Consider the following 16,760-nt stretch of genomic DNA (forward strand, 5'->3'; position numbering starts at 1 on the left):
CACAGAGTTTCACAAGGTTTTTTACCGCATTGTCTTAGTCGCAGTCGCAGTTTTCAGTGGGTTTAGAGTGATAAAGAACGTTTTGGGTTTATCGGGTTGAATGGGTTTAAAAGTGGAGCTGGGAAAGTACATCAATTTGACAAATTAGCACATTTACAACTCAGAATCTTAGTGACTTAGTGGCTATAGTTTCAGGTGGAGTAAAAAGTGGAGTTTAGTTTAAATGTTTATTAGGTTTAATAGTGTAACGGGAAATAGGTTGATACGTTCATTTTCAAATTGGCAAATTTTCAAATTGGCTCATTGACTCATTGGCACATCGGCACATTGACTCATTCCAAAGCAATCCAATCGATAAGCAGCGTGAAATCTTCTTCCTGTTTATTGGCAATAAGAAAACTAATTTGAGCGATGCGGTCAAAATTAAAGTTAGGCATCGCCAACATACGACCTCGGAATTGAGGGTAAAAGTCTTTCAGGGGCAATCGAATTTCCTGCCACTGATCATTGGTGAGAAAAGGTTGGACGTATGATTCGGGTTGGTTTCGCGTGCTTTTGAGACGAAACTCATAGCGTTTGCCATCGCCTTTTACACGAAGAACTACGTGGGTTTGATCGGGCGTAAGCGATTGGGCAGTGTCCCATTGAACAGAAGCAAAACCTCCGTTATAGGCTAGGGAAACCTGACCCGAGAACACGCCATGGCCTTCGGGAGAGAGGCGAATTGTACTGCTGGAAACCCCGCCCATGACGCCATCATTGACGATACGCCATTCCCGCAGATTGGTTTCGGAGGTAAACGTAACTATTTTCTTTCGTGGCCCTTCATGGGTAAGGCAAAGCACAAGCAGGAGGCTGATGAATTTCATGGGATATTATTTTAAAAACAAAGCAGATCGCTTAAACCCTTGGTTAGCGACGTTGGATCACCACTTTCCGTTCGAAGATACGAAGATATTTTGTTGTTTGAGAAATAGAAATTTGATCGAAAGTTTATTCTAATGCAGGAGTGCTTTAGGTTGAAAAGTGGATCGGACAATCCGACAGTTGGTTTGTCAATACATGCTGGTAGCACCCAGCCTTGTTTAAAATGAAAACGAATTAGAGGACTTTGAAGTTTTAAGTAAGGATGAAAAAACCAAATTATCAAAGTAAAGATTGAAAATCAGCGCTATCGCTGTCGGGAGCAGATTAGCCATTGATTATGTGATTTCTCCTCCGTCGAAATGACAAACTGGGCGTAAAAAAATTAGTTTTCGCTGTGCAAAAACGCTTTCTATGTATCAATTTAGCAATAACTTACGTTGAAAAGAAACATTCCCAACCGACGCGCTGTCATTTCGACGTTAGGAGAAATCGCATCCCAATCTTCATGCGCTAGTTCAGAAAAAGGTTTCGTTCCCGGTGATTATTGATTTTTGCTGTTATGTGAAATCTATAATCAGCTCTAGCAACAATACGGGCTTATTCCAGTTTCTATTCGTACTTTTGCCCAAAATTCATCCTTATGCATTTCATCTCTGAAGATCTGGAGCACTATGTGGAGCAACATTCGCAAGACGAACCCGAATTGTTGGTGCAACTCTTTCGCGAAACGCACCAAAAAGTATTGCAACCGCGTATGCTCAGCGGACATTTCCAAGGTCGGGTGTTGAGTATGCTGTCGAAAATCATTCGCCCCAAACACATACTCGAAATTGGAACGTATACTGGATATGCTGCTCTTTGTTTGGCCGAAGGTTTAGCCCCTGAAGGCACATTGGATACCATTGACATCAAAGAAGAATTGGTGGGCATCCAACAAAAATATTTCTCCCTTTCGCCTTGGAAAAATCAAATCACGGCGCACTTAGGAGATGCCCTAGAAGTGATTCCAACGCTGGATAAAAAATTTGACTTGGTCTTTATCGACGCCGATAAAGAAAACTACATCGCTTATTTCCACCTCATCGTACCCATTATGAATCCGGGCGGCATTATTTTATCCGACAATGTACTGTGGAGTGGAAAAGTCTTGGAGGAATTGGACCCACGTGATACCAGTACGAAAGTGTTGTTGGAATACAACACCCTTTTGAAAAACGATCCGCGTGTGGAAACCGTGTTGCTGCCCATCCGCGATGGATTGACGGTAAGTCGGGTACTTTAATTATTGTTTTAAAACGTACTTGCGAAACAAGCGGTACGTACCATAGCCATAAACCGCGCCAAAAAAGTATCCGGTCAAAATATCGCCAGGGTAATGCAAGCCCAAGTAAATGCGACTGTAGGCAAAAATCAAAGGAAACAAGAACAACAGGGCGGCATACTTGTAATAGGGCCGCAACAGCGCAAAAATTACTACCGTCGTGGCCATCGAATTGGTGGCATGTCCCGAGTAAAAACTAAATGAATTGCTGTGTTTCACTACGCGAATCAACCCTTCGAGTGCTGGCTCATTGCAAGGCCGTAAGCGCATGAAATAATTTTTAAAGGCATTGGCGGATTGATCGGTAACTACCAACAACAGGGCCATAAAGAGCAGCAGGTAAAGAAACGAAACCCGACCCAATTTGCGGTATACTACATAAAAAACCACGATAAAAAAGGGAGTCCAGTGGAGTTGCTTGGTCAAAAACAACCAATACGCATCGAAGGGTTTTGACCCTAAATTGTTAAGCCAAACAAACAGTTGTTGGTCCCAAGAAATCAATCGTGCTAGCATTACCGTTTCCTTTTAATCGGCCCCGTAAGTGATTCGATATCTTCTTCAATCGCTTTAACGGGCTGTAAAGAATCTTCGAGTAACGCATTTTCATTTAAATCAATGATGCCGCCAGGGGCCACACTTTCTTTAACCTCTTCCACTTCACGCGTAAACGAGTCCGTCAAACTGTTCATGGACTTGGTAAGGTCTTCAGTTTGGGCGCTTTTCTGAATTTCGTATTTGATTTCGTTGGTCGTACTCTTCAAATTGGCCATAAACTTCCCAAAAGTGCGCGCAAATTCGGGAATCTTATCGGTTCCAAAGAGCATCAAGGCGATGAAAATGATAAAGAGTAATTCTCCTCCCCCAATTCCAAACATAAGTCCTACTTTTTTAACGACCCAAAGGTACAAAGTTCTTTAATCAAATTTGGATTTCTCCACTTGTTTTGGCCACACATTGTTTTGGGTATCAATATCGGCAGTTTCCTCTTTCGGGTCCACCGTAATCTTCGTAATGGCTTTGTTCGTTGCAAACGTACGGCTCACTTCTTTGTCGTTCATACGCCAAATTTGTGCTGGAAAACGATGCATTTCGGTGGTACCATCTTCAAAGGTAAGTTCGACCAACAACGGCATCACCAATCCGCCGGGCTTGTCAAAAGTAACTTGGTAAAAATACTTCGGCGACTTTAAAGCAGCGCGTTCTTCGGCGGTAAAGCGTTCGTTGAGATAGGTATCTAAGGCTTGGAACTCTTTAATCACAAAAGGCTTGTTGAGTTCGGGTTTGTAATCGGCCGAACCTTCTTCAATCATATAGACCATCGGACCCACAGGCGCATTGCGACGACGGCGGTTTTTGAGAAACTCTTCCACTTCTTTGGAAGGTTCGTTGCTCACAAAATATTTTTTTACTTCTTTAACCCCGATGTCATTGTAATCGGTTGTAAAGAACCAACCCCGCCAAAACCAGTCCAAGTCAACAGCTGAAGCATCTTCCATGGTACGGAAAAAATCTTCTGGCGTAGGGTGTTTGAATTTCCAACGGTTGGCATACACTTTAAACGCATAATCAAACAACTCCCGCCCCATAATGGTTTCGCGTAAAATATTCAATCCACAAGCGGGTTTACCGTAGGCATTGTTTCCAAATTGACGAATGCTTTCAGAGTTGGACATAATGGGCTCGAGGTTCTTTTGGTCGCCACTCATGTAGGGCACTATATTTTTGGCAGGTCCACGAGTCGCAGGAAACTTTGGATCCCATTCCATCAAGGCCATGTATTCCATAAACGAATTTAACCCTTCGTCCATCCAAGTCCATTGGCGCTCATCCGAATTTACAATCATAGGGAAATAGTTGTGCCCCACCTCATGAACGATAACAGAAATCATTCCGTTTTTCACGCGATCGGTATACTTCCCATCAGGATCGGGTCGCCCCCAATTCCAACAAATCATCGGATACTCCATTCCTTGGTCTTGGGCATGCACCGAAATGGCTTTGGGATAAGGATAATCAAACGTATGGGCCGAATAACTTTTTAAAGTGTGCGCCACTACGCGTGTAGAATACTCACCCCATAATGGATTTCCTTCCTTTGGATACAGGGAAATAGCCATGGCTGTCTTACCCGCCAATTGCACCGCCATAGCGTCGTAAATGAATTTTCGGGAGGTCGAAAAAGCAAAGTCGCGTACGTTCAACGCTTTAAACTTCCAGGTTTTTTTGGCGTCAGAAAACCCTTTTTCTGCAGCGATCGCTTCGTCTTGCGTGACTACAATTACGGGTTTGTCAAACGTTTTTTCGGCCAAGGCATAGCGCTCGAGTTGGGCTTTGGTAAACACTTCTTTGCGGTTGAGTAAGTCGCCTGTCGCTTCGAGAATATGATCAGCAGGAACCGTAATTTCTACGTCAAAATTTCCGAAAGGCAAGGTAAATTCACCCGATCCCCAAAATTGCTGGTTTTGCCACCCCTCTACATCATTGTACACCGCCATACGTGGGTAAAACTGAGCGATGATATACACATTATTTCCATCGGCATCAAAATGTTCGTACCCCGAGCGGCCCCCGTCTAGCAAATAGTTGTTTACATTGTACCACCATTTGAGATGAAGTTCCACTTTTTCGCCTTTGGCTAAAGGTTTGGGCAATTCCACACGCATCATCGTTTGATTGATGGTATAGGGCATCGGATTCCCTTTGGCGTCGTTCACATATTCGATGCGAAATCCTCCGTCAAAACGCTCTTCCAGGTATTTACGAGAAAATTGCTTCACACCCATGGCAGGTTCCGTACGATCACCATTTTGCAAGGGAGACAACGAGGTACGCGACTGCTGATTTTGGTCCAGTTGCAACCAAAGGTAGTCGAGGGCCTCACGGGCATTGTTGGTATAGGTGATGGTTTCCGTACCATATACTTTTTGAGTACGGTCGTCTAATTCCACTTTAATTTTATAATCGGCTTGCTGCTGATAATATTCGGGACCCGGAGCCCCAGAAGCGGTACGGTACATATTGGGTGTGGCCAACAAATCGTACATCTGTTTGAATTTATCTGGATTTCGATAATTCGGATCCGGTTGGGGTTTATCTTGTCCCCACGCCATAAAAGTGATACAAGAAGCGAGTCCGAAAAAGGTAAGTAATGATTTACGCATAGCTATATTTTTTAGCGCCCTAAAAATACTTTTTTTTGCGGGGTTAATTGCAATAGGGCGAATTATTTTAACATTCCTTTGGAGTTCTCTCCGGTCAGCACTAACGTTTGCTTGGTGCCGTTGTATTGAAAGTGCATCATGTTTTGTTGATCCTCAAAAAGCTCGGTAAACACCGTATTTTCGACTTCCATAGGCGTTGCTTTCGGAACGTCGGGAATCGAGAAATAGCACACATATACATTGCCATCTAAGGCTTTGCTTTTGAATTGCAACGTCTTGGGTTGCCCTCCAATGGTGAGTCGCAAATGGGCTGTAAAATACTTTTTCATATCGGCGATATCGGCTTCCGTCTCTTGATCGGTGGCCAAATGGTGGCGCGTTTTGTATTTTTTATCCAACGCAGAATTTAGGTCGTCGGCAAAAACGCGGGCCGTAATTTCCATACGTTTTTTGGCTGCATTGTGGTCTACTTGAAAGATGGCTACATAAAATTTATGAGCGGAAAATCCAGAGGTTAAAAGCCACAACCCTAAACATCCCATAAGTAAGCGCTTACTCATTTTCTTTGGTTTTTAAAAATTCTACGACCAATTGTGTTAATTTGAATTGCAGACGGGTTACATTATTTGTTTTCAACAAATCGCGTACTTCGGCATTTTCGACGGCATAGTATTGAAACGCTTTGATGCGATCGGGAGGCAAACGGAGTTTATCTGTAAAATAAACCGAATCCAATTGCACTTCCATCGCTTCGAGTGCAAACTCCCGACGTTCGACTTCGAGTTCTTTTTCCAATCGTTTGGTACGCCCCGAAATGGCATTGATGAGGGGGTCCAAGGGCATTCCTCCTAAGGGAATTAATAAAAATTGCCAAGGACTAAAACGACCCGCAGTTTCCAATCGTCGTTCGGCAGGCGTATACTTTTTGGGTTTGTAATCGATAATCCCCATTTTTTGCGCATCCAAATGAATGATATTGACTTCATCCAATTGGTAAACTGCAGTTTTTATTTTGACCATCACGCGTCCTTGTTGTTGGTGAATAGGTTCGATACGCAGGTAAAAATCTTCATGTCCTACGGCACTAAACTTTAAGGCCTCTTGCTGTTGTACGGGAATGCTAAACTTTCCTTGCGCATCGGTAACGACAGTCACTTGCGATACCATGTTGGTCACATTGATGTTGGACAATTCGTTGCGCATTTCCGAGAGCACAATACCTTCCAAACGAAAGGGTTTGGGTTTGGGTTGCGCTTGAAGCAGGGTTGCCGTGAATAAGAGTAAAATCCAGACGTATCGCATGGGGTAAAAATACCGAAATTTCAAAGGGCTTCGGTGGTATTATGCGTCTAAATTTTTGTTAATTGTTACCTTTGTCGCTTACGAAATGTTGCTTACTCATGAAAAAAATGGTGATTGCTAGCACTTCCACGTTACATGGAGGGGCATACTTAGACTACCTTCTCCCCCGATTGTCAACGCATTTTGAAGGAGTCAAAACCTTGGTATTTATTCCTTTTGCACGACCCGGCGGAATATCGCACGACGCCTACACGGCCAAGGTTCAAGAGGCTTTCGCCAAAATAGGCATTGAGGTAGTTGGGTTACATACCTTTGCCAATCCGAAACAAGCTGTATTGGAAGCTGAGGCCCTATTTACAGGGGGCGGCAATACCTTTCAATTGGTTTCGCAATTGTATGCCTTAAACTTGTGGGGGAGTTTGCGCGAGGCGATCGAACAAGGCACACCTTATTTAGGGTGCAGTGCTGGCAGTAACATCACAGGGATTTCAATGCAAACGACCAACGATATGCCGATTGTGTATCCGCCCTCGTTTGAAACGTTGGGTGCGATTCCGTTTAACCTGAATCCGCATTATTTAGATCCTGATCCGAGTAGCACCCACATGGGCGAAACGCGAGAAACCCGAATTCAGGAATTTCATGCCTATAATTCAATCCCTGTTTTGGGCTTACGCGAAGGACGTTGGTTGGACGTGGAGGGCGAATGCATTCGGTTGATGGGCCCCTGGACTGCCCGATGGTTTGTGGCCCAGGAACCCCCCGTAGAATTGGAATCGGGAACAACGTGGCCAAGGAAAGACGCATCTAAAACGTAGCTTTTGAACATAAAAAAACCTCTAGTTTCCTAGAGGTTTATCTTTTGGAGCGGAAGACGAGGCTCGAACTCGCGACAACCAGCTTGGAAGGCTGGATCTCTACCAACTGAGCTACTTCCGCTTTTGTGGATGCAAATATAAGACGATTGTTTTTATCTGTGCAAGTTTTTTATAAAAATTTTTTGCCCGACATTTATACTCTCAATTGCGCGAAAGCTAACAATTTTAGGATGAATAATTTATCCCCTTTTCCTGCTAATTTACATTGTGCTCCCGTTTCGGCCACTGAAGTGATTCCGATACGGCATGCGGTTTTGCGCCAGGGAAAACCCGTCGCTAGCTGTTATTTTCAAGGAGATGATGCGGCAACTACCCAACATTGGGGGGTATTCGAAAATGGGCTTTTGATTGGCGTTGCTTCGGTATATGCCGTAGCGCGACCCGACGCTACCAACGATCGAGAATACCAGTTACGGGGCATGGCCATATTACCTGAGCACCAAGGGAAATCGATTGGAAAACGGCTATTAACAGTCCTGGAAAATGCACTAAAATCAAACGGTGTAGAACGAATTTGGTGCAATGCTCGAACCGGGGCAGTACCGTTTTACCAACGCCTTGGTTATGTGTGTGAAGGCAACGAATTTGAAATTCCCGAAGTAGGTCCCCACTGGCGAATGGTCAAAACACTATGAGAAACGCAGGATTTTGGAGCATTGTTCTCCCGGGAATGCTTTGGTTTGGATTGATGACAAACAATCCAAAGCCCTTATATAGTCCAAAACACCAACAAACCACACTGGATTCAACCCATATTTTGTTTGAAAAAAATGGGCTGCTCAAAGACTTTTACCGGCGCACCCAATTTTCTCCCGTATGGACCGAATCAGCGCTACGCGACACCTTACTCCTGCACATCGGTCAAGCCGAATGGGAAGGATTGCGGGCCTCCGACTATGATTACACGCTCCTAGCGCAACGGCATGCACAGTTTGACAGCCTCCCCGATTCGCTACAAATAGACACCGAAATTCGTTTCAGTCGTAGTGCCTTGCGTTGGTTACGTCATGCTTCGGATGGAAAACTGAATCCTGATTTACTTTATGAAGATTGGGACTTAAAGCGTACGCCGACCCCTGTGGCACAACTGCTGCATGAAGGATTGCAGCGCCATCAGCTTTCGGCTTTACTTACAAACTGTCACCCCAAACATCCCGTATACCTAAAATTAAAACGCGCACTCCGACTCCTGAAAGCCTACCCCGATAAATTTATCGGTTTGGTCAACTTAAAGGAAGTCATTAAACCCCAACAAAAGAGTAGGTACATGCCTATCATTAAAAAACGTTTGATGTATTGGGGAGACCTCCCTGAGAAAGACACGCTGCTTACTACTACCTATGATGCCAAAACACGGGCTGCGGTACTTCGTTTTCAAAAAAGACACGGTTTGCGTCCCGATGGCATTATTGCGCGCGCAACGATAGATGCTCTAAATTATTCGCGGGATCAACGTATCGAACAGATTGTAGTCAATATGGAACGATGGCGTTGGTACCCAAAGGATTTGGGGGCACACTATTTACTAATTAACATTCCCGATTACACTTTGGTTGCTGTCAAAGCCAACGATACTGTTCAAAGGCAACGCGTGGTTGTGGGACGCGACAGTCGACGAACACCTATACTTACGTCAAAAATCACCAACCTGAATTTGAATCCGAATTGGACTGTACCGCCTACCATTTTGAAGGAAGACATTTTTCCAGTGGCTGAAAAAAACCCCTACTTTTTCCGTAAAAAAGGCTTACAAATTATCGATCGTAACAACCAAGAAGTTGCCCCCGAACTCTGGCGCTTGGGGGAAGCATATAAATACCGTTATGTTCAAAACCCGGGGCGCAACAACTCGCTGGGGTTGATGAAAATTAACTTTCCTAACCGATATACGGTGTACTTACACGATACCAACCATCGGGATTATTTTTCGCTTTCATTTCGCTCATTGAGTTCGGGCTGTGTGCGTTTGGAACGTCCCCTGGAAATGGCGGCTCATTTACTCAACGATACCTTGCAATGGCCGTTACAAAAGATTAAAGACACTACCAATATTAAGCATTATCAAAAATTACGTGAGGCCAAAATCAAAGCTTTAGAAAAAAAACAAGCCCTCGTCAAAGCCAAGAATCCGAAAGCAAAACTAGCCCCAATCCAACTTCCGAAAGCCGAGTTAAAAACCATAGTCCTTAAAATCAAAGACGATATTCGGGTACACCAATTCTATTGGACCGCTTGGGAGGAAAACGGGACACTACAGTTTAGAGAGGATATATACTGCCTCGATTCCGATTTATATACTTTGCTGCGCTATAAAAGTTGATTGCTCCAAATAGGAATTCTGTGGGGCATAAATAAAAAGACAAGAACCGTTTTGAATGGTAGGGATTATCACTTGAGCATCCTGTTGCGAAAGCGCGGGACACCCCTGACTTCTGCCTAACCGTTGGTGCCTTTGAATGTGTTGCGCTGAAACATACGTGGCGCCGTGCATCACTATGGCCCGTTCGGCAGCTTTATCATTAAATCCGGGTTCCATACCTTTTAACTTCAACGCCAAACCGTGTTTCCCAAAATAAGTCCCTCCAGTGAGATAAAACCCAAGACTGCTTTGTAGCGATTCAGGTATGTTGGAAAATTCTGTTGGGGTGATCCAACCTGAATTACGACCATGGGCAACGTAGGTATGTTGAACCACTTTAAGTTGTTGCATATCGATAACCCATAATCGCTTTTGGGTGGAAGGCAAACTAAAGTCGACGACCGTGAGGTACGGATTATTGATATTCCCTGAAGCGACTAGTTTTTGGTACCCCTGTTCGGCATAAGCAAAACAGCTCCATGAAGGATAGGAACGCGAATGGGCTGTAAGTTTTTGAAAATGAAATTGTGCTTCAGAAAGCGAAAATGAAGGCACTTTCTCAGGGCAGGGTACCGACGAAAAAGAAACCAATAAGAGCGATAAAACCAATAGAAGACCACGCATCAGGCATCCGAATTTTTAGGTTAAGTAGTATGATTTGGGATTTCAAATGTAGGGAGTTGGTTTGAAACGACCAAGAAAAATAGCACAAAAAAGACGATTAAAGTTGTATTTTATCGATTAAAGGCATTTTTATGTTAAAAATATAAGATTTTCAACCAATAAATTGACGGGCAATTTAAATTCCAATTAACTTCGCACAACCCGATACGATTCGGGAATATCGTTATATTTGCTCACCAACCCACTGTTAATGAAGCCAAAAATCGGATTTATCTTCCTCTTTTTATTGCTTTCGTTTTACGGCCTAGCTCAGGCGCCAAAGAAAACATTGCGCACTAAATTCTCGGATGAGAAATTTACCATCGATGGCGTTCTCGACGAAAAAGCATGGGCTACTGCGGATACGGCTACCGATTTTGTGATGGTTGAACCCGACAATGGTAAGTTGGAAGAACCCACCCGAAAATCGGTGGTAAAAGTGGTCTACAGCAATGAAGCTTTGTATGTGGGAGCAATTATGTACGACAGTCAGCCGGAAACCATTTTACGGGAGTTAACCATACGCGATGACTTTGCGACAGCCGATCATTTTGGTGTTATTTTAAACGGATACAACGATGGTCAACAAGATTTTCGCTTTTTTGTAAGTGCAGCAGGCGTGCAACAAGACTGTGTGTACACGGACGCGAGTGATGAAGATTTTTCTTGGGATGCCATTTGGGAGAGCGATGTTAAAATCACTGATTTCGGTTGGGTAGCCGAGTTTAAAATTCCCTATGCCGCTTTGCGATTTCCTCCCAATCCGAAACAAACTTGGGGCATTAACTTTTATCGGGAAGTGAAAACCATTCGTTTTCAATATACTTGGAATTTAATCGATAATAAAATTGGTACCGAAGCCAACCAAGCGGGAATTTTGGAAGGCATTGAAAACATCAAAACCCCTACGCGCCTTTTCTTTATTCCCTATTCGTCATTTTACCTCAACACCAACAACACCCAAAAAACAAATGGGGAACTCAAAGGCGGGATGGACATCAAATACGGAATCAATGATGCTTTTACACTAGATGCCATTTTGATTCCCGATTTTGGCCAAACCAAATTTGACAATGTAGTGCTCAACTTGGGGCCTTTTGAACAAACGTTCAATGAAAACCGTCCGTTTTTTACAGAAGGTACCGAAATGTTCAGCAAAGGTGATCTACTCTATTCGCGTCGTATTGGAGGAACACCCATTTTACAAGAAAATTTAGGACCCAATGAAGAGGTCGTGGAGCGCCCAGTCAATGTGAATCTTTACAATGCCATGAAAGTCTCCGGACGCACCGAAAAAGGATTGGGTGTGGGGATCTTGAATGCCTTGACCCAACGTATGTTTTCGGATATACGCAATACGGTTACGGGAGAGACACGAAAGGAATTGGTTGAACCTTTAACCAATTACAACTTAATGGTGTTGGACCAACGTTTTCGCAAGAATTCATCGGTGAGTTTAATCAATACCAATGTGACCCGCGAAGGCCATTTTCGGGATGCCAATGTGACGGCGTTGTTGTTTGACTTAAATACCCGTAAGAATACTTTCAACTTGAGTGGCGATTATAAAATTAGCACCATCAAACGTCCTGAGGCACGCGATTTAACAGGATACAACACATCGCTATTTTTTGGCGAAACTAGTGGCAACTATCGTTTTGGAATCGGCGGGCAATATGTGAGTACGTTTTTTGACATTAATGATTTGGGCGTCAATTTTCAAACGCATTACCATTCGTTGTATGCCAATGCTAGTTACCGCATTTTGAATCCCACCAAACGATTCAACACCTTTAGTTTGTTTTTAAACGGGTATTCAGAATTTGATAACCGAACCGGACGGGTTCAGGAATTCAATTTGCGCTACAATGTAAATATTGTGGACAAAAAAAATGATTACTACGGCTTCGGTATGAGTACACGCCCCGTAAAAGTCTATGATTTTTATGAAGCGCGGACCGAATTTGACACTCGATTTTTAACGCTTCCCGAAAACTTCTATGTATTTGCCTATATTTCTACCAATTACAACCGTCCTTTTGCCATAGATTTCAATCCTTCGTTCACCTATCACAATGAAGAGGGGCGTCGTTCGTATTATGTGCAATTGGCCCCGCGCTATCGTTTTTCCAATAAATTTTCGATGGTGTGGGACTACAGTTATACTTTTCAAAACAACAATATCGGATACACAGGACAAAATGATGTCTTGGGCGATATTTATATGGGGCGCCGCGATGTCACCACACACACCTTGGCCATCACAGGAAAATACTCCATTAATCACAATATAACCATTAATCTTATTACCCGCTACTATTGGTCGTATGCCTTATACAACCGTTATTACAGTTTGAATTCCGATGGTTCGTTAACCAATTTGGGCGCCGATGCCTTTGATGCCGATCAGAATTTCAACACCTGGAACTGCGACTTGAATTTTTCATGGTGGTTTGCACCAGGAAGTCAAATCAATATCTTGTACCGTAACAATGCCTTTTTATTTGACCGCTCCGATTTTAACATCGACACCCGTAGCAATTTCGGAAGAGTATTGAGCGCCAATAGTCTCGACCATATCCTTTCGGTTAGCGTTCGCTATTTTGTAGACTATAATTCGTTACGAAAAAAGTAAAATTCCTCCTTTATTTTTGAGAATATTCTATGAGTTCGGACTTGATTCAGCCCACCGAATTGCCGTACCTTTGTTTAAATTTTTTTGCAATGAACACAAAAGTCATTCTCATGATATTGGACGGTTGGGGAAAATCGCCTGACCCTAAAGTTTCGGCTATCGACAATGCCCAAGTTCCTTTTATTCAAAGTCTCTACACCCGCTATGCCCATGCCGAATTGCGCACCGATGGGTTGCATGTAGGACTCCCGGAAGGACAAATGGGGAACTCCGAAGTAGGGCATATGAATCTCGGTGCCGGTCGCATTGTATATCAGGATTTGGCAAAAATTAATTTGGCCGTACAAAATCAAACGTTACGCCACGAGCAACCTTTGAAAAACGCTTTTGAATATGCCAAAACCCATGGAAAAAAAGTCCATTTTTTAGGATTGGTTTCCAATGGGGGTGTGCACTCGCATACCTCGCATTTGTATGGGTTATTGGATGCCGCAACTTCATACGACCTTGACCATATATATATTCACGCATTTACGGATGGCCGCGACGTTGACCCGAAATCGGCACAAACGGACTTGGCGAATTTACTTTCTTACACCCAACAATCAAACGCAAAAATTGCCAGTGTCATCGGACGGTATTATGCCATGGACCGTGACAAACGTTGGGAGCGGGTAAAACTTGCTTATGATTTACTCGTACATGCCGAAGGGGAAAAAACCAGCGACATCCTCACCAGTATTCAGCAGAGTTATAACGAGGGCGTAACCGATGAATTTATCAAGCCTTTGGTCGTAACGCAGGCTAATGGTGAACCCACAGCTATCATCGCCGAAGATGATGTCGTGATTTTCTTCAATTTCCGCACCGATCGTGGGCGCGAATTGACAGAAACATTGTCACAAAAAGACTTTCCTGAGTTTGGGATGCACAAATTGCCCTTGTATTACGTTACCATGACCAACTATGATGACACTTACGAAAATGTACATGTCATTTACGACAAAGACAATCTGAGTGAAACCTTGGGGGAAGTATTAGAAAAAGCTGGGAAAAAACAGATTCGCATTGCCGAAACCGAGAAATATCCCCACGTGACCTTCTTTTTTTCGGGCGGACGCGAAGTTCCCTTTGAAGGTGAAAGTCGCATTTTACGCAATTCCCCAAAAGTGGCTACCTACGATTTACAACCTGAAATGAGTGCGTTTGAATTGAAAGACGCTTTGATTCCCGAATTGGCAAAAGAAACCGCCGATTTTGTTTGTTTGAATTTTGCCAACGGCGATATGGTAGGTCACACCGGTATTATGGAAGCCGCCATTAAAGCTTGTGAAGCTGTCGATCAATGTGTTTCCGAAATTATTCCCGTAGCCTTGGCACATGGGTATACTACGTTGCTTATTGCCGACCACGGGAACTGTGAAACCATGATTAATCCCGACGGTTCTCCCAACACTGCGCATACCACCAATCCTGTACCGTTGATTTTAATTGACCCCGACCGCAACCACATCGAAAGTGGGATTTTGGGAGATATCGCACCCACCATTTTATCGTTGATGGGAATTCCTCAACCGGCTGCCATGACGGGTCGTTCGCTCGTTTAATACGACCCTAATAATCGTGTAAAGAGGCTTTCATTCGGGAGCCTCTTTTTTTATAATTAAAAGTTAAAATTTCACAATTGAAAGTATTACTATTATCTTTGCGTAAAAATACTCATATATGAAACGCGGACTACTTTTAGGAATCATCGGTTGCATGCTCTTTTTAAGCATGCCAGTAGCCGCTCAGCAAACATTGCCCGGCTACTTCACTAATTTGGAAGAAGCCAAAAAAAATGCTTTGGCTGTAAAACAATTGGATTTGAACAACTTTTCGGGGACATTACCCACCGATTGGGATGTATTGTTCCCTAACTTGGAGTCGTTATCCCTTCAAAATGACAACCTGCTTGAAGTTCCCGCCAGCATCACACGTCTCAAAAAATTGAAAGTACTCAATTTGAGCGGGAATCCGATACGCACAGTACCCGAGTCGATGGCCCAGTTGACTACACTGGAAGAACTCTACCTCAACAACGATGCAGCATTGGATTTACCCCAAACCTTAAAAATCTTGGCAAAGTTGCCTAAACTAAAGTCCTTGCATTTAGATAATGACGGACTGGTACAACTGCCTCAAGAGTTGTATGCCTTGAAGCAGTTGGAGTCACTTTACTTGAACAACAACAAATTACCTGAGATTCCGCGTCAATTGGAAGGGCTACCCCATTTGCAATACCTTGAGATGCGCAACAATAAATTACAACCTGATGTAATCGATACCCGTAACTTAAATTTTGGTTTTAAAATTCAATTGTAATCATGACTGACGCTATTATTGCCTTACTTTCTTTAGTGACCCTTGAAGTTATTTTGGGTCTTGACAATGTTATTTTTATTTCCATTTTGGCCGATCGTTTGCCCGAACAAGAGCGAAAAAAGCTGCGTTTTTGGGGACTAGGATTGGCGATGATCATGCGTTTGGTGCTGTTGACCGTAATCGCTTGGATCATGAAATTGGATGCCACCCTTTTCACAATAGCCGATATTCCTTTTTCGGGGAAAGGCATCATCTTATTGCTGGGAGGGCTTTTTTTGATTTATAAAAGCACCAAAGAAATTTACCATAAAACCGAGGCCGCCAATGCCGACGCTTTAAGTGCGCCGAAAAAAACCACCTTTGGTCGTTTGCTGGGTGAAGTTATCCTTTTGGATTTGGTCTTTTCCATCGACTCAATCATTACAGCGGTGGGAATGGTTACCGAAATTTGGATCATGTATACGGCGGTGATTATCACGGTGGCCATCATGTTGTTTGCCTCCAAACCCATTAGTGAGTTTATCAGCAAACATCCTTCGTTTAAAGTGTTGGCATTATGCTTTTTAATGATGATTGGTGTCTCCTTGATTGCTGAAGGATTGCACTTTGAAATACCCAAAGGATACATTTATTTCTCGATGGCATTTGCCTTTTTGGTCGATGTGATTCAGATGAAAACGATTCCGCAAAAAAAAGACTAAACCATGATTTTAAACCAGATCATTATTGCTGTAAACGATAAACTTTATGTTAAAAATCCGGAGTCTTCCGATTTGGGACGCAAGATTATCCAGCACAGCATCCTCTTGATTGACGAAATTGGCTTTGATGCCTTTACGTTTAAAAAACTTGGGGAACGCATTGGTTCGAATGAAAGTTCGTTGTACCGCTATTTTGAAAACAAACACAAATTATTGTTGTACCTTTCCTCCTGGTATTGGGGATGGATGGAATACCGCTTGGTTTTGGAAACCAACAACATTCCTGACCCTAAAACAAAATTGTTAAAGGGCATCGAAATATTAACTGAAAAAGTCAAAGACGATTCGGCGACCTTACACATCAATGAAGCGTTACTGAACAACATTATCATTTTGGAATTTACCAAAACAATCTTGACCAAAGAAGTCGACCGCGAAAATCGAGAGGGCTTTTTTTTGGTGTACAAACGCGTCATCAACCGGTTGGTCAATTTAATTTTGGAAGC

General features: G+C 43.2%; 16 protein-coding genes and 1 tRNA gene. 9 read left to right on the forward strand and 8 right to left on the reverse strand.

What is annotated here, in order from left to right; translation table 11 throughout:
* Window positions 1-332: 332 nt before the first annotated feature.
* Window positions 333-869 carry a CIA30 family protein gene (locus ABWO12_RS10060; RefSeq protein WP_353088755.1) on the reverse strand — a complete coding sequence of 179 codons (537 nt, stop codon included), beginning with the start codon at window positions 867-869 and terminating at the stop codon, window positions 333-335.
* Window positions 870-1,507: 638 nt separating this feature from the next.
* On the opposite strand from ABWO12_RS10060, the gene ABWO12_RS10065 reads away from it, so the two are divergent.
* Window positions 1,508-2,149 carry an O-methyltransferase gene (locus tag ABWO12_RS10065; RefSeq protein ID WP_353088756.1) on the forward strand — a complete coding sequence of 214 codons (642 nt, stop codon included), beginning with the start codon at window positions 1,508-1,510 and terminating at the stop codon, window positions 2,147-2,149.
* Here ABWO12_RS10065 and ABWO12_RS10070 read toward each other — a convergent pair whose 3' ends face one another.
* From ABWO12_RS10070 to ABWO12_RS10090, 5 genes are all read right to left on the reverse strand, one after another.
* Window positions 2,150-2,704: a phosphatase PAP2 family protein gene (locus ABWO12_RS10070; RefSeq protein ID WP_353088758.1), complete on the reverse strand. Its 555-nt coding sequence runs from the start codon at window positions 2,702-2,704 to the stop codon at window positions 2,150-2,152. It lies immediately after the preceding gene.
* Entirely contained in the window at window positions 2,704-3,066 is a 363-nt protein-coding gene (locus tag ABWO12_RS10075) for a Sec-independent protein translocase subunit TatA/TatB (protein WP_353088759.1), read from the reverse strand. Before ABWO12_RS10075 ends, ABWO12_RS10070 begins: the two co-directional genes overlap by 1 nt.
* A gap of 39 nt (window positions 3,067-3,105) precedes the next feature.
* Window positions 3,106-5,352: a M1 family metallopeptidase gene (locus tag ABWO12_RS10080; RefSeq protein ID WP_502902926.1), complete on the reverse strand. Its 2,247-nt coding sequence runs from the start codon at window positions 5,350-5,352 to the stop codon at window positions 3,106-3,108.
* Window positions 5,353-5,414: 62 nt separating this feature from the next.
* Window positions 5,415-5,912, reverse strand: a complete 498-nt coding sequence (locus ABWO12_RS10085) for a DUF6702 family protein (RefSeq protein WP_353088760.1) — start codon at window positions 5,910-5,912, stop codon at window positions 5,415-5,417.
* Window positions 5,905-6,654 carry a carboxypeptidase-like regulatory domain-containing protein gene (locus ABWO12_RS10090; RefSeq protein WP_353088761.1) on the reverse strand — a complete coding sequence of 250 codons (750 nt, stop codon included), beginning with the start codon at window positions 6,652-6,654 and terminating at the stop codon, window positions 5,905-5,907. Before ABWO12_RS10090 ends, ABWO12_RS10085 begins: the two co-directional genes overlap by 8 nt.
* A gap of 98 nt (window positions 6,655-6,752) precedes the next feature.
* On the opposite strand from ABWO12_RS10090, the gene pepE reads away from it, so the two are divergent.
* On the forward strand, window positions 6,753-7,472 hold the full coding sequence (pepE, locus tag ABWO12_RS10095; protein ID WP_353088762.1) for a dipeptidase PepE: 720 nt from the start codon (window positions 6,753-6,755) through the stop codon (window positions 7,470-7,472).
* A 45-nt stretch (window positions 7,473-7,517) separates the two neighbouring features.
* Here the strand turns inward: pepE and ABWO12_RS10100 are convergent.
* A tRNA-Gly gene (locus ABWO12_RS10100) sits at window positions 7,518-7,593 on the reverse strand.
* Window positions 7,594-7,702: 109 nt separating this feature from the next.
* Between ABWO12_RS10100 and ABWO12_RS10105 the strand changes: the two genes are divergently transcribed.
* Both ABWO12_RS10105 and ABWO12_RS10110 read left to right on the forward strand, forming a co-directional pair.
* Window positions 7,703-8,167 (forward strand): GNAT family N-acetyltransferase, encoded by a 465-nt coding sequence (locus ABWO12_RS10105; protein WP_353088764.1) that lies wholly within the window; start codon window positions 7,703-7,705, stop codon window positions 8,165-8,167.
* Complete coding sequence (locus tag ABWO12_RS10110) at window positions 8,164-9,852, forward strand: L,D-transpeptidase family protein (RefSeq protein WP_353088766.1); 1,689 nt, start codon at window positions 8,164-8,166, stop codon at window positions 9,850-9,852. The genes ABWO12_RS10105 and ABWO12_RS10110 overlap by 4 nt, the downstream gene beginning before the upstream one ends.
* Here ABWO12_RS10110 and ABWO12_RS10115 read toward each other — a convergent pair.
* Window positions 9,823-10,515, reverse strand: a complete 693-nt coding sequence (locus ABWO12_RS10115; protein ID WP_353088768.1) for a murein L,D-transpeptidase catalytic domain family protein — start codon at window positions 10,513-10,515, stop codon at window positions 9,823-9,825. The two genes, ABWO12_RS10110 and ABWO12_RS10115, sit on opposite strands and share 30 nt — an antisense overlap.
* Before the next feature lie 250 nt (window positions 10,516-10,765).
* Between ABWO12_RS10115 and ABWO12_RS10120 the strand changes: the two genes are divergently transcribed.
* The 5 genes from ABWO12_RS10120 to ABWO12_RS10140 form a co-directional block, all read left to right on the forward strand.
* Window positions 10,766-13,189 (forward strand): DUF5916 domain-containing protein, encoded by a 2,424-nt coding sequence (locus ABWO12_RS10120; RefSeq protein ID WP_353088770.1) that lies wholly within the window; start codon window positions 10,766-10,768, stop codon window positions 13,187-13,189.
* A gap of 89 nt (window positions 13,190-13,278) precedes the next feature.
* A complete protein-coding gene (gene gpmI, locus ABWO12_RS10125; protein ID WP_353088772.1) occupies window positions 13,279-14,796 on the forward strand; it encodes a 2,3-bisphosphoglycerate-independent phosphoglycerate mutase in 1,518 nt (505 codons plus the stop codon).
* Window positions 14,797-14,914: 118 nt separating this feature from the next.
* Entirely contained in the window at window positions 14,915-15,553 is a 639-nt protein-coding gene (locus ABWO12_RS10130) for a leucine-rich repeat domain-containing protein (RefSeq protein WP_353088773.1), read from the forward strand.
* Window positions 15,554-15,555: 2 nt separating this feature from the next.
* Entirely contained in the window at window positions 15,556-16,254 is a 699-nt protein-coding gene (locus ABWO12_RS10135) for a TerC family protein (RefSeq protein ID WP_353088774.1), read from the forward strand.
* A 3-nt stretch (window positions 16,255-16,257) separates the two neighbouring features.
* The coding region (locus ABWO12_RS10140) for a TetR/AcrR family transcriptional regulator (RefSeq protein WP_353088775.1) at window positions 16,258-16,760 on the forward strand (503 nt) is incomplete at its 3' end.

Source organism: Flavobacterium sp. (genome assembly GCF_040379285.1).
Taxonomy (GTDB): Bacteria; Bacteroidota; Bacteroidia; order Flavobacteriales; family Flavobacteriaceae; genus Flavobacterium.

Coding starts and splice junctions, on each gene's coding strand:
- ABWO12_RS10060 (WP_353088755.1), bottom strand. CDS start 869: ATGAAATTCATCAGCCTCCTGCTTGTGCTTTGCCTTACCCATGAAGGG.
- ABWO12_RS10065 (WP_353088756.1), top strand. CDS start 1,508: ATGCATTTCATCTCTGAAGATCTGGAGCACTATGTGGAGCAACATTCG.
- ABWO12_RS10070 (WP_353088758.1), bottom strand. CDS start 2,704: ATGCTAGCACGATTGATTTCTTGGGACCAACAACTGTTTGTTTGGCTT.
- ABWO12_RS10075 (WP_353088759.1), bottom strand. CDS start 3,066: ATGTTTGGAATTGGGGGAGGAGAATTACTCTTTATCATTTTCATCGCC.
- ABWO12_RS10080 (WP_502902926.1), bottom strand. CDS start 5,352: ATGCGTAAATCATTACTTACCTTTTTCGGACTCGCTTCTTGTATCACT.
- ABWO12_RS10085 (WP_353088760.1), bottom strand. CDS start 5,912: ATGAGTAAGCGCTTACTTATGGGATGTTTAGGGTTGTGGCTTTTAACC.
- ABWO12_RS10090 (WP_353088761.1), bottom strand. CDS start 6,654: ATGCGATACGTCTGGATTTTACTCTTATTCACGGCAACCCTGCTTCAA.
- pepE (WP_353088762.1), top strand. CDS start 6,753: ATGAAAAAAATGGTGATTGCTAGCACTTCCACGTTACATGGAGGGGCA.
- ABWO12_RS10105 (WP_353088764.1), top strand. CDS start 7,703: ATGAATAATTTATCCCCTTTTCCTGCTAATTTACATTGTGCTCCCGTT.
- ABWO12_RS10110 (WP_353088766.1), top strand. CDS start 8,164: ATGAGAAACGCAGGATTTTGGAGCATTGTTCTCCCGGGAATGCTTTGG.
- ABWO12_RS10115 (WP_353088768.1), bottom strand. CDS start 10,515: ATGCGTGGTCTTCTATTGGTTTTATCGCTCTTATTGGTTTCTTTTTCG.
- ABWO12_RS10120 (WP_353088770.1), top strand. CDS start 10,766: ATGAAGCCAAAAATCGGATTTATCTTCCTCTTTTTATTGCTTTCGTTT.
- gpmI (WP_353088772.1), top strand. CDS start 13,279: ATGAACACAAAAGTCATTCTCATGATATTGGACGGTTGGGGAAAATCG.
- ABWO12_RS10130 (WP_353088773.1), top strand. CDS start 14,915: ATGAAACGCGGACTACTTTTAGGAATCATCGGTTGCATGCTCTTTTTA.
- ABWO12_RS10135 (WP_353088774.1), top strand. CDS start 15,556: ATGACTGACGCTATTATTGCCTTACTTTCTTTAGTGACCCTTGAAGTT.